General features: G+C 58.2%; 11 protein-coding genes. 5 read left to right on the plus strand and 6 right to left on the minus strand.

What is annotated here, in order from left to right; translation table 11 throughout:
* Window positions 1-36 precede the first annotated feature (36 nt).
* Window positions 37-924: a LysR family transcriptional regulator gene (locus ACYZT3_RS06785; protein ID WP_462032344.1), complete on the plus strand. Its 888-nt coding sequence runs from the start codon at window positions 37-39 to the stop codon at window positions 922-924.
* A gap of 59 nt (window positions 925-983) precedes the next feature.
* On the opposite strand, the gene glpD is transcribed toward ACYZT3_RS06785, so the two are convergent.
* The 4 genes from glpD to ACYZT3_RS06805 form a co-directional block, all read right to left on the minus strand.
* On the minus strand, window positions 984-2,522 hold the full coding sequence (gene glpD, locus ACYZT3_RS06790; protein WP_282375354.1) for a glycerol-3-phosphate dehydrogenase: 1,539 nt from the start codon (window positions 2,520-2,522) through the stop codon (window positions 984-986).
* A gap of 322 nt (window positions 2,523-2,844) precedes the next feature.
* Complete coding sequence (locus tag ACYZT3_RS06795) at window positions 2,845-3,600, minus strand: DeoR/GlpR family transcriptional regulator (protein ID WP_007916700.1); 756 nt, start codon at window positions 3,598-3,600, stop codon at window positions 2,845-2,847.
* A gap of 95 nt (window positions 3,601-3,695) precedes the next feature.
* Complete coding sequence (gene glpK, locus ACYZT3_RS06800) at window positions 3,696-5,201, minus strand: glycerol kinase GlpK (RefSeq protein ID WP_282375355.1); 1,506 nt, start codon at window positions 5,199-5,201, stop codon at window positions 3,696-3,698.
* Between the two features lie 76 nt (window positions 5,202-5,277).
* Window positions 5,278-6,129: an MIP/aquaporin family protein gene (locus tag ACYZT3_RS06805; protein ID WP_282375356.1), complete on the minus strand. Its 852-nt coding sequence runs from the start codon at window positions 6,127-6,129 to the stop codon at window positions 5,278-5,280.
* Window positions 6,130-6,497: 368 nt separating this feature from the next.
* Here ACYZT3_RS06805 and ybaK point away from each other — a divergent pair, with 368 nt between their 5' ends.
* Together ybaK and ACYZT3_RS06815 are read left to right on the plus strand one after the other, a co-directional pair.
* On the plus strand, window positions 6,498-6,968 hold the full coding sequence (gene ybaK, locus ACYZT3_RS06810) for a Cys-tRNA(Pro) deacylase (RefSeq protein WP_007971306.1): 471 nt from the start codon (window positions 6,498-6,500) through the stop codon (window positions 6,966-6,968).
* Window positions 6,969-6,983: 15 nt separating this feature from the next.
* On the plus strand, window positions 6,984-7,766 hold the full coding sequence (locus tag ACYZT3_RS06815; RefSeq protein WP_282375359.1) for a PhzF family phenazine biosynthesis protein: 783 nt from the start codon (window positions 6,984-6,986) through the stop codon (window positions 7,764-7,766).
* 123 nt (window positions 7,767-7,889) lie between these two features.
* On the opposite strand, the gene ACYZT3_RS06820 is transcribed toward ACYZT3_RS06815, so the two are convergent.
* Together ACYZT3_RS06820 and argF are read right to left on the minus strand one after the other, a co-directional pair.
* Window positions 7,890-8,999, minus strand: coding sequence for an ABC transporter ATP-binding protein (locus tag ACYZT3_RS06820; protein ID WP_282375360.1), 1,110 nt, complete (start codon window positions 8,997-8,999; stop codon window positions 7,890-7,892).
* Complete coding sequence (gene argF / locus ACYZT3_RS06825) at window positions 8,996-9,916, minus strand: ornithine carbamoyltransferase (RefSeq protein WP_282375361.1); 921 nt, start codon at window positions 9,914-9,916, stop codon at window positions 8,996-8,998. The genes ACYZT3_RS06820 and argF overlap by 4 nt, the downstream gene beginning before the upstream one ends.
* 416 nt (window positions 9,917-10,332) lie before the next feature.
* On the opposite strand from argF, the gene ACYZT3_RS06830 reads away from it, so the two are divergent.
* On the plus strand, window positions 10,333-10,623 hold the full coding sequence (locus tag ACYZT3_RS06830) for a hypothetical protein (protein WP_461977429.1): 291 nt from the start codon (window positions 10,333-10,335) through the stop codon (window positions 10,621-10,623).
* A 134-nt stretch (window positions 10,624-10,757) separates the two neighbouring features.
* Window positions 10,758-12,863 (plus strand): molybdopterin oxidoreductase family protein, encoded by a 2,106-nt coding sequence (locus tag ACYZT3_RS06835; RefSeq protein WP_282375363.1) that lies wholly within the window; start codon window positions 10,758-10,760, stop codon window positions 12,861-12,863.
* Window positions 12,864-12,936: the final 73 nt, after the last annotated feature.

Consider the following 12,936-nt stretch of genomic DNA (forward strand, 5'->3'; position numbering starts at 1 on the left):
ACTGTTTGACAGGATTTAACAGTGAACCCTATTGCTATGCACACTCATCTTAATCGGGTCCAGACATTTCTGGCCGTGGTCGATTTTGGTTCTTACACCAAGGCCGCCAATTACCTGAGCATCAGCAAGGCCATGGCCAGCCTGCATGTCAAGGCGCTGGAGGACGTGCTGTCAGCGACGTTGTTGATTCGTAATACCCGAAATATATCCCTCACCGAAATCGGTCAGGACTTTTATGAAGAGTTCAAAGGTATTGTCGTGGATATTGATACTGCCTTCGATAATGTATTAAAAGGGCATAATCGGGTTTCCGGTAAACTGCGCTTCAGTTCCACCAGTGAATACGGTGAGGCGTATATTCTGCCGTTGATTCCGCACTTTATAGAGCGCTATCCGGAGATAAAACTCTGTTATAACTTTAACGCGTCACTCAATGATCTGGTGGCGGAAAAGTTAGACCTGGTTATCCGTTTAGGCAACTTGTCGGACTCGGCATTCAAGAGCCGTAAGCTGGCGGATTATGAAATTGTTTTGGTGGCTGCCGAGGCGTTTCTTGCGCGTCACCCGGTGCAAAATCCCCAGGACCTGAATTCGGTGCCGTGGATTGCCAATAGCAACCTGCAGGCACCGACTCAGTGGACGTTGCGTCATCCGCAATTGGGGACTGTAGAGATCAACGGGATCAATCAGTTTGAATCCAATTCATCCACGGCCATTCGCTCCATGACGTTGTCGTCCCTTGGGGTCTCGGTGCTGCCCGCGTGGGTGGTCAAGGACGACATTGCCAGCGAGCGGCTGATCCGCCTGTTGCCCGACTATTCGCTGCCCTCGCAGTCCGTCAACGTAGTGTTTCCCAATAACCCGCATTTACCTCACAAATCGAGGGCGTTCATTGATTTCCTGTTGCTGCATCTGGCGCAATGAGCACCTACAAAAAAGCCCCTGAATCGTGTGATTCAGGGGCTTTTTAATCGGATTTCCGATCAGGCCGCTTCGATTTTGCTGCGGTTCTGTTCGACCTTGTTCAGGTAATCCGCAAGCTTTTCCTGTTCCGCCGGGGTGGTGAACAGCCCCAGCTTGCTGCGGCGCCACAGAATGTCGTGCGCCGTGGTCGCCCACTCTTCGCTGCACAGGTAATCGACTTCGCGGGTGTAGAGACCGCCACCGAGGTGTTCGCCCAGGTCGCTGAGGTTTTGTACGCCCTCAAGCATGCGCCAGGTGCGGCTGCCGTAGGTGGTGGCCCAGCGGCGGGAGATTTCGCTCGGGACCCAGTCGAACTTGTCGCGGATCAGCGAGCTCAGCGCCTGCGGGGTGGTCATGTCTTCGCCGCCCGGCAGGGTTGCGCTGGCGGTCCAGCGTGGCTTGATGTCTTTGAAGTACGGAGTCAGTTGCGCCAGCGCCGACTCGGCCAGTTTGCGGTAGGTGGTCAGCTTGCCGCCGAACACCGACAGCAGCGGCGCTTCTTCACCACTGCCTGACAGCGCCAGGGTGTAGTCGCGGGTGACGGCCGACGGGTTGTCGGATTCGTCGTTGCACAGCGGACGAACACCGGAATAGCTGTGCAGGATATCGTCGCGGCTGATGCGTTTCTTGAAATGGGAGTTGACCACTTTCAACAGGTAATCGGTTTCGCCTTCGGTGATTGCGACTTTCGCCGGGTCGCCGGTGTATTCGCGGTCGGTGGTGCCAATCAGGGTGAAGTGGTTCAGGTACGGAATGGTGAACACGATGCGCTGATCTTCGTTTTGCAGAATGTGCGCGTGCTCACCTTCGTACAGTTTCGGCACGATCAGGTGGCTGCCCTGAATCAGGCGAATGCCGTAAGGCGATTCCATCTTCAGATCGTCACGAATGAACTTGGCGACCCACGGGCCGGCCGCATTCACCAGCGCCTTGGCGCGGATCGAAAACAAACTGCCATCGGCTCGCTCCAGGTGCAGGTGCCACAGACCCTTGGTGCGACGGGCACTGACGCAACGAGTCTGGGTGTGAACGTGGGCGCCTTTTTCGCGGGCGGCCATGGCGTTCAGTACCACAAGACGAGCATCGTCCACCCAGCAATCGGAGTATTCGAAGCCTTTGGTGATTTCGCTTTTCAGCGGACTGTCCGGGCCGAACTTCAGGCTTTTCGAACCTTCGAGTTTTTCTCGCTTGCCGAGGTGGTCATAAAGGAACAGGCCGGCGCGGATCATCCAGGCCGGACGCAGGTGTGGGCGGTGCGGCAGCACGAAGCGCATTTGCTTGACGATGTGCGGGGCCTTGGCCAGCAGCACTTCGCGTTCGGCCAAGGCTTCGCGCACCAGACGGAATTCGTAATGTTCGAGGTAGCGCAGGCCACCGTGGATCAGCTTGCTGCTGGCCGACGAGGTGTGGCTGGCCAGGTCATCCTTTTCGCAAAGGAACACCGAAAGACCGCGACCGGCGGCATCCGCTGCAATCCCCACGCCATTGATCCCACCACCGATGACGGCGATATCGTAGACCTCAGCGAGAGGGGGCATAGGCAAGGTAGAAGTGGGCATCGGCTGGCCTCGGGCTTTTATGATTTTCGGTATTGGAATTCGAACATTAATGTTCATTTTCGAAAATGGTAGCCCATAAAGCCGCCCACGGCCAGTCAACTTCGATTGAAAATACTGATCGAAGGGCTGTTAAAGGAAAATTTTCGAACATTTAGATGCGTATAACGACGCGAAAGAGGAGGTGCATGAGAGATCGCTATCGTCGGAACGCCGCCCGGAGCAAGCTCGCTCCCACAAGGGTTACGGTGAACCTGTGGGAGCGAGCTTGCTCCGGGCGGCGTTCCGACGATGGCGTCGGTACAGCCGACGAAGATGTGGGGGGTTAAACGACCTCGAGCCGAATCTTGTGCTGACTCAACAACTGCGCCAAGGCCGGTACAGGTTGCTGATCGGTCACCAGGCAATCGATCAGGCTGATAGGCCCCAGGCGAATCATGGCGTTGCGCCCGAATTTGCTGGAGTCAGCCGCCAGGATGACCTGTCGGGCATTGGCGATGATCGCTTGGGATACCCGAACTTCCTGATAGTCGAAGTCCAGCAGGCTGCCGTCTTCATCTATACCGCTGATGCCGACCAGGGCGAAATCAACCTTGAACTGGTTAATGAAGTCGACACTGGCCTGACCGACCACACCTCCGTCACGTCGGACATTGCCACCGGTCAGCAGAACGTCGAAATCGTCCTTGGCGCTGAGCATCGAGGCTACATGCAAGTTGTTGGTGATGATTTTCAGGTGATTGTGATTGAGCAACGCCCGGGCAATCGATTCGGTGGTGGTACCGATATTGATGAACAGCGAGGCGTGATCGGGGATCTGCGCGGCAATGGCTTCGCCAATACGCTGTTTTTCGTCGCGCATCTGGTCGGCACGCATGGCGTAGGCGGTGTTTTCGACGCTGGAATCGTAAGCGGCGCCACCATGGTAGCGACGCAACAAATTAGCTTCCGCGAGCTGATTGATATCGCGGCGAATGGTTTGCGGTGTAACGACGAACAGCGTAGCCATTTCCTCGATGCTGACATAGCCGCGTTCGCGGACCAGTTCGAGGATTTGCTGCTGACGGGGAGGCAGATTCATGGGGCTTCCTTTGGGCTGCCGTGCAAAATTTGCCCATGATGCCGCAGGAATCTGCTCCCGACCAGTTACAACCCTATTCGTGTGCTGGGCTTGGCTTACTCAGCGCCCTCGTGCGGTTCCCAATCGCGGGTGCGGCTGACGGCTTTTTTCCAGCCGGCATAGAGTTTTTCCTTCGCGGTTTCGTCCAGGGTCGGTTCGAATTCGCGTTCGATCACAGCCTTGCCGCGCAAGTCATCCAGGCTGCTCCAGAAGCCACACGCCAGACCGGCCAGGTAAGCCGCGCCCAGTGCGGTGGTTTCGCGCATTTGCGGACGCTCTACCCGAGTGCCGAGGATGTCGGCCTGGAACTGCATCAGGAAGTTGTTCGCCACCGCACCGCCGTCCACGCGCAGGGATTTCAAGCGTTCGCCGGAATCCTGTTGCATGGCGTCGAGAACGTCGCGGGTCTGGTAGGCAATCGACTCCAGGGCTGCACGAATAATGTGATCCACACGTACGCCGCGAGTCAGTCCGAACAATGCACCACGGGCATACGGGTCCCAGTACGGAGCGCCCAGACCGGTAAAGGCTGGCACGAGGTACACGCCGTTGCTGTCCTTGACCTTGTTGGCGAAGTATTCGGTGTCGTGGGCGTCGTTGATGATCTTCAGTTCGTCACGCAGCCACTGAACAGTAGAACCGCCGTTGAACACTGCGCCTTCCAGTGCGTAAGCCACTTCGCCGCGCGGGCCGCAAGCAATGGTGGTCAGCATGCCGTGCTTGGATTTTACGGCTTTGTCGCCAGTGTTCATCAGCAGGAAGCAACCGGTGCCGTAGGTGTTCTTCGCCTGACCGGGTTCGACGCACATCTGGCCAAACAGGGCCGCTTGCTGGTCACCGGCGATACCGCCAATGGCGATGCCGCTTTTGGTGTGGCCGTAGATTTCGGACGAGGATTTAACCTGCGGCAGCATCTCGCGCGGAATATCCAGCACCTCCAGCATCTTCGCATCCCACTCCAGCGTGTGGATGTTGAAGAGCATGGTGCGAGAGGCGTTGGTGTAGTCGGTGACATGCACCTTGCCGCCGGTAAATTTCCAGATCAGCCAGCTGTCGACAGTGCCGAACAGCAGTTCACCCTTGCGCGCACGCTCGCGGCTGCCTTCGACGTTGTCGAGGATCCACTTGAGCTTGGTGCCGGAGAAGTACGGGTCGGTGACCAGGCCCGTGGTGTCGCTGATGTACTGCTCGTGGCCATCACGCTTGAGCTGCTGGCAGATTTCGGTGCTGCGGCGGCACTGCCAGACGATCGCGTTGTAGATCGGGCGGCCGGTGGTCTTGTCCCAGACCACCGTAGTTTCGCGCTGGTTGGTGATGCCGATGGCGGCGACCTGGTCGTGATGCAGGCCGGCTTGAGCCAGGGCCTCGACCATCACGGCGCTTTGAGTGGCGAAGATTTCCATCGGATCATGTTCAACCCAGCCGGCTTGCGGGTAATGCTGTGCGAATTCGCGCTGGGCGGTGCAGACCACGTTCGCGTCGCGGTCGAAAATGATCGCGCGGGAGCTGGTCGTACCCTGATCAAGGGCAATGATGTAGTTCTTATTCTGAGTGTCGGTCATGTCGATTGCCTTGGACGAAAAAAGGGAGTGAGGTCCGGCGCGCGCTCTTAATGGGCAGGATCACGCGCCAACGGTATCAAGAAGTTCTTGGTTTGCCGTCAATGGCCGGTGCTGCTTCCTTTGTAGCAGGTGTGGCACTGGGCAGGTGACGGGCAATCAGCCCGCGATAAGCGGCAGCGCCGAGGCAGGCACCGACAATCGGTGCAAAAATCGGAATCAGGAAATACGGGATATCGCGCCCGCCGGTGAAGGAAATTTCACCCCAGCCAGCGAAGAAAGTCATCAGTTTAGGACCGAAGTCGCGCGCCGGGTTCATCGCAAAACCGGTCAGCGGCCCCATCGAACTGCCAATCACGGCAATCAGCAGGCCGATCAGCAGCGGAGCGAGTGGACCCTTTGGCAAGCCGTTGTTGTCGTCGGTCAGGGACATGATCACGCCCATCAGGATGGCGGTGATGATCACTTCAACCAGGAAGGCCTGTGCCGTGGACAAGACCGGGTTGGGGAAGGTGGAGAACACCGATGCCAATTCGAGACTGGCCTGAGTACCACGAACCATATGGTGGGTTTGTTCGTAATCGAAGAACAAATTGCTGTAAAGCGTGTAAACCAACAACGCTCCACAGAAGGCGCCCGCCACCTGGGCGAGAATATAGAACGGCAGTTTGCGCTTTTCGAAGTCAGCGAAAATGCTCAGGGCAATGCTGACGGCGGGATTGAGGTGAGCCCCGGAAACGCCGGCGGTCAGGTAGATCGCCATGCTCACCCCGATGCCCCAGATGATGCTGATTTCCCAAAGGCCGAAGCTGGCGCCCGCGACTTTGAGCGCGGCAACGCAACCCGTACCAAAAAAAATCAGCAGCGCAGTGCCCAGGAATTCGGCCATGCATTGGCTGGAGAGCGACGGTTGTTGTAAAGCAGTTGTCATTGAAAACCTCGTTTTTGTTGTTGTCTGGCGCTTTGGCATCAGGGTCAAAGCGCGATTTTCACCGAGGCAGAATCCCCATCCTGTTCTCGGCCTGCTGCTGGGTGCTGCGGTAAGACATTCGTACAGTATTCAGTTTCGAAAAAATATAGACAAGAAACGCTGCTGTCAAAGGTCGAAAGTGAACCGTCAGTCACAATCGAACTATTAGTCATGTGAATGACCACATCGTTCACGCGGCAGGCTGAACGTGGACGAACGGCAGAAGGCGCCGCCAAGCCTTTGAAATAGCGCCGCAATAGAGCCTTTTATTGATCAATGGCCTAGAATTCAGCGCAGTATTTTTCTTCTGTCGCCAGCCTGGAGCTGCCATGACCCCCGCATTGGATTTGTTGAAAAAAGTTCGTGCCGAACATCGCGTGCACAGTTACGAACATGATCCGAAGGCGGCGTCCTATGGGCTGGAGGCCGCGGAGAAACTGGGATTGGACCCGGCTCAGGTATTCAAGACCTTGCTGGCAGCCAGCGAGAAAGGTGAATTGCTGGTGGCCGTGGTGCCGGTCGTCGGAAGTCTGGATTTGAAGGGCCTGGCTCATGCTGCGGGCGTGAAAAAAGTCGAAATGGCCGACCCTGCCGCTGCGCAACGATCCACCGGTTACCTCTTGGGCGGGATAAGCCCGCTGGGACAGAAAAAGCGCTTGCGCACTTTCATTGATAATTCAGCTCAGCCCTTCGCCAGCATTTTTGTCAGCGCGGGGCGACGTGGGTTGGAAGTCGAATTGGCACCCGCGGTATTGGCGGAACACACTCAGGCCAAATTTGCCGATATCGGCCGCGCCTGACTCAGGGAGAAGGTTATGCAGCTTGAATTTCACCAGGTTGATGCGTTCAGTGATCGGCCGTTCAGTGGCAATCCGGCGATGGTCTATCGCCTCGATGCCTGGCTTGCCGATGAGCTGATGCAGAAGATCGCCGCCGAGCACAACCTCGCCGAAACCGCCTTCGTGGTGCGCGAAGGGCAGGGCTGGCGCATCCGCTGGTTTACCCCGACCACCGAAGTGCCGTTGTGCGGTCATGCGACCCTGGCCAGCGCTTACGTTCTGTTTGAAATCTATAAAGAGCCGGTCGAGCGGCTGGACTTCGTCTGCAAGTCCGGCCCGCTCAGTGTGAGCCGTGAGGGTGAGCGCTTGTGGCTGGACTTCCCGGCCATCGTACCGTCGGAAGTGGGCGTGACCCTGGATGTCGAGCGCGCGCTGGGTGTGGAAGCGGTTGATGTGCTGGGGTCGAACGAGTTGTTCGTGGTGCTGGAATCCGAGCAGGCGGTGCTCGAATGTCAGCCGGACATGGCGGCGCTGGCGAAACTGCCGTGGCCGGGGGCAATTGTCACTGCCAGGGGCAGCAAGCATGACTTTGTGTCCCGCTACTTCGCCCCGGCGATCGGCATCAATGAAGACCCGGTGACCGGTTCCACCCATTGCAGCCTGATTCCGTATTGGTCGAAACGTTTGGGCAAGTCGAGCCTGACGGCTTATCAGCGTTCGGCGCGAGGCGGGGAGTTGTTCTGTCGACTGGAAGGGGATCGGGTGAGAATTGGCGGGAATGCGACGCTCGTTGCGAGTGGAAAATTATTACTCGGATGATTTCTCTGTAGGAGCGAGGCTTGCCCGCGAAGGCGTCGTGTCAGTCGACATCTTCATTGGCAGGCCTGACGCCTTCGCGGGCAAGTCGGATCGCCGCACCGCTCGCTCCTACAAATTCAGGTATCAGCTAGCGCTGCTGTAGCGGCGGACGCCGGACTCGATGATCGGAATCTGCGCCGCCGTACTGCCCGATGCCTGGAACAACACTAGATGTTCAGCCGCGACACGAATGCCGACCTCCGACCCCACCTGATGATCAGCATGACTCGGAAATATCGACTCAAGCTGTGCGCCCGTCGGTAACTGCAAGCGATACAAGGTCGACGCACCCTGGAAAGACTTGCCGACGATCCGCGCTTTCAAGTCGTTGTCCGGTGCATAAACGATATCGTCCGGACGCAGCAACACATCCACCGCACCGCCAACCGGCCAGGTGTAGGCACGATTACCGCGTAACTCTCCCAATTCGGTTTGCACCGACTCGGGGCTGCTCAGCTGGCCGCGAATGAAATAACCCTGGCCGATGAAGCTGGCCACAAACGGCGTCAGCGGTTCGTGATACAGGTTGTAGGGCGTGTCCCACTGCTCCAGACGACCTTCCTTGAAAACTCCCACATGATCGCTCACCGCGAAGGCTTCTTCCTGGTCATGGGTCACCAGAATCGCGCTGGTGCCACGGGCCTTGAGGATGTCGCGCACCTCATGGCTGAGCTTGCGTCGCAACTCGCCATCAAGGTTGGAGAAAGGTTCGTCGAGCAGCAGCAGTTGCGGTTCCGGTGCCAGGGCCCGCGCCAGAGCGACGCGCTGCTGTTGACCACCGGATAGCTCATGCGGGAAGCGTTTGCCGAGGTTTTTCAGATTGACCAGCTCCAGCAACTCTTCGGTGACGCGATCTTTCTGAGGATGTTTACGGATCCCGAAGGCGATGTTCTCGGCCACGCTCAAATGCGGAAACAGTGCGTAGTCCTGGAACACCATGCCGATCCGACGTTTTTCCGGAGCGAGGGTGAAACCGGCGCGGGAGATCGTCTCGCCCGCCAACTGGATTTCACCTTCGTGCACCGGTTCGAAACCGGCAATGGCCCGCAGGGTGGTGGTTTTTCCGCAACCCGATGAGCCCAGCAAGCAGCCGATGTCGCCGGCATTCAAATGCAGGTTGAGGTTCTGCACGACCCGCTGGTCTTGGTAGCCACAGGCGAGGTTGCGCAGGTTAAGCAGTAATGGATGGCTCATGCGTGGTGGTACGAAGGCGGGACGAGAAACTCGAGCAGGGCCTTTTGTGCGTGAAGACGGTTTTCGGCTTGATCCCAAGCAACGGAGCGCTTGTCATCGAGCAAGTCGACGCTGATTTCCTCACCTCGGTGGGCCGGCAGGCAGTGCATGAACAGCACGTCCGGAGCGGCCAGGTCGAGCAGGGCGCGGTTGACCTGGAACGGTGCAAACAGCTTCAGGCGTGTGGCGGTTTCCTCTTCCTGGCCCATGGAGGTCCAGACGTCGGTGCTGACCAGGTGGGCGCCGCGTACGGCATCCTTCGGGTCGCGGACGATGGTGATCCGATCACCCGCCTTGGCCACGAACTCAGGGTTGGGTTCAAAACCCTCCGGGCAAGCGATGCGCAACTGGAAGTCGAACTGCATCGCCGCTTCTATATAGCTGTTGCACATGTTATTGCCGTCGCCGATCCAGGCCACGGTTTTGCCCTGGATCGAGCCGCGGTGTTCGAGGAACGTCTGCATGTCGGCCAGCAACTGGCATGGGTGCAGGTCATCGGACAGGCCGTTGATGACGGGCACGCGGGAGTTGGCGGCGAATTCGGTCAGGGTGCTGTGGGCAAAGGTACGGATCATCACGGCGTCGAGCATGCTCGACATCACGATCGCGCAGTCGCCGATCGGCTCGCCACGGCCCAGTTGGGTGTCACGCGGCGACAGGAAAATCGCCTGGCCACCAAGCTGGATCATGCCGGCTTCGAACGAAATACGGGTGCGGGTCGACGATTTCTCGAAAATCATCCCGAGCACGCGGTTTTTCAAAGGCTCGAACAGTACGCCGCGGTTACGCAGGTCTTTGAGCTCAATGCCTCGACGGATCACGCTGACCAGCTCTTCGGGCGTGCAATCCATCAGGGAGAGAAAGTGCCTTGCGCTCATCATTGACTACCTTTTTGCAACAGACCGCAGATACTCAAAGCCTTGTTTAACTGAAAAACGGGCGAGACCTGCGGCGTAAGCCGCACGGGGCGACGAAATAGGGGAAGGCGCGATCTTATAATTAAATGTCGCGTCTTACCAATAGGGCTACGGTTTTTAGGGGATTTCAGAGGGGCTACGGGATGACCGCAGTAGCGCTTTTGAAGCCTGTTTCCTGACAGCAGCCCGTCATTTGTACACTGGGGTCACGGGGCTTTGCAATCAAACGGGGTGAGGATGGATAGCAGCGGTCGGTTTCTGAGCTGTCTTTCGACGCCTTTGTGCTCAGGAACGATCGATGTGTCTGGTCTGAAACATTTGCTTATGCAAGGAGGCGGGTTATAACTAACCCACGAACGACGCAGGAAGCCTTCGGAATGGAATCGAAAGAACAACAGCTAATGGAGTTACTTGGCCTTACGGCTCGCTCACTGACCCATCTCACCGCTTCCATGACCTCGATGTCCTTCGAGTTGATGCGCAGTGAAGACGAAGTGACCAAGGCCGCCGGCCGGCGGATGATTGACCGCATGGCAACCATCAGCGCCGGACTCGACGAGCACTGGCGATTGATCGGCGAACTCACGGGTGTCCATATCGCTCATGAGCAGATCGAAACCATTCAGGAGATCCAGTTGCAGGCGCCGCCGAGGCTGCCGCCGAACTGATCCCCGGCGCTCATCGGCTGGCCTGATGGTCGCCGATTCACAAGACGAACGTCGCTGGCGCAGTCGTGGGTCAGGCTCCATAGTTTTGTTCCCGCGGCCGATATTGCCCGCCCAGAACAAGACAGAGACTGGCCATGACCAAGACTCTCCATCACCGTGCGTGCCACTTGTGTGAAGCCATCTGCGGCCTGACCATCGAAACCACCGAGGTCGAAGGCGCTGTGCAGATCACTTCGATCAAGGGTGACCCTCAGGATACATTCAGCCGCGGACACATCTGTCCCAAGGCTGTCGCCTTGCAAGATATTCAGAACGATCCTGATCGTCTGCGTCAGCCAATGCTTCGGGTCGGCTACGAATGGCAACCCATCGAGTGGGAAGATGCCTTCAGCCTTGTCGCCGAACGTCTGGCGGCGATTCAGGAGCGTCACGGGCAGAACGCGGTGGCGGTCTATCAAGGCAACCCCAGCGTGCACAACTACGGGCTGATGACCCACAGCAATTACTTTCTCGGCCTGTTGAAAACCCGCAACCGGTTTTCTGCGACCTCGGTTGACCAATTACCCCATCACCTGACCAGCCATTTGATGTACGGCCATGGCTTGCTGTTGCCGATCCCGGACATCGATCACACCGATTTCATGCTGATCCTCGGCGGCAATCCGCTGGCCTCCAATGGCAGCATCATGACCGTGCCGGATGTGGAGAAGCGCTTGAAGGCCATTCAGGCGCGCGGCGGTAAAGTGGTGGTGGTTGATCCGCGCCGCAGCGAAACGGCGGCGATTGCCGACCAGCATCTGTTCGTGCGCCCGGGTGGCGATGCCGCGTTGTTGTTCGGGCTGCTCAACACCTTGTTTGCTGAAGGCCTGACCCGCGACAGTCATTTGCCGGTGGAGGGTCTGGATGAGGTGCGGGAGGCAGTCGCCAGTTTCACCGCCGAGGCCATGAGCCCACTGTGTGCAGTGCCCGCCGAACAGATCCGCCAACTGGCGCGGGACTTCGCGGCAGCGCCGACGGCGGTCTGTTACGGCCGCATGGGGGTCTCGACCCAGGCGTTCGGTACCTTGTGCCACTGGGTTGTGCAGTTGATCAACCTGGTCACTGGTAATCTCGATCGCGTGGGGGGGGCGTTGTGCACCGAACCTGCGGTGGACTTGGTGGCGTCCACTTCAGGCGGGCATTTCAATCTGTGGCAGAGTCGGGTGTCCGGGCGTCCTGAATACGCTGGAGAATTGCCGGTGTCGGCACTGGCCGAAGAGATGCTCACCGAAGGGGAAGGGCAGGTCCGCGCGCTGATTACCGTGGCGGGTAACCCGGTGCTCTCGACGCCCAATGGCCGGCAACTGGAGCAGGCACTGGACGGTTTGGAGTTCATGGTCAGCATCGACCTGTACATCAATGAAACCACGCGTTATGCCGACCTGATTCTGCCGTCCACATCGGCCCTGGAAAACGATCATTACGACACGACTTTTAATATGTTTGCGGTGCGTAACGTCAGTCGGTTCAATCGCGCGATCCTGGCCAAACCCGAAGGTGCGTTGCATGACTGGGAAATTTTCGTGGGGCTGGCCAAGGCCTTTGCTGCGAAGACTGGCAAAGCATTGAAACCAACCGTCGCCCCGGCGCAGATGATCGATCAGGGCTTGCGGATGGGGCTGTATGGCGACGCGTCGAAGCACAAGCTATCGTTGGCGACATTGTTTGATCACCCTCATGGTGTCGATCTTGGGGCATTGAAATCCAATCTGGCTCCCCGTCTGAAAACGGCAAATCAGCGAGTCCAGGCTGCGCCTGCCGTGATCCTGGCTGACCTCGCCCGCTTTGCGGCGTTGCAAGCACCGGCCTTTGATGAGTTGTTGATGATTGGCCGCCGGCATGTGCGCAGCAACAACTCGTGGATGCACAACTACCACCGCCTGGTGAAGGGCAAGCCGCGCCATCAATTGCTGATGCACCCGGATGACCTGGCCAGTCGTGGGCTCAACGACGGGCAGCGAGTGCGGGTCAGTTCGCGAGTCGGTGTGATCGAAGTTGAAGTGCTCGGCAGTCTGGACATGATGAAAGGCGTGGTCAGCCTTCCTCACGGTTGGGGCCATGCACGGCCGGGTGTGCAGATGACCATTGCCAGTGGTCAGCCGGGCTCCAGCGCCAATGACTTGACCGACGAGTGTCAACTCGATGAGTTGTCGGGCAATGCGGCGTTGAACGGTGTGCCAGTGACCGTGGCGGCGGCTTGATCAAGTCTGTCGGGGAGACCGAGCAGGGTGCTCGGGTTTCCGTTACAATGCGCCACCGTGCCGACCACTGAGT

The sequence above is a fragment of the Pseudomonas sp. MDT1-16 genome, from assembly GCF_054898115.1.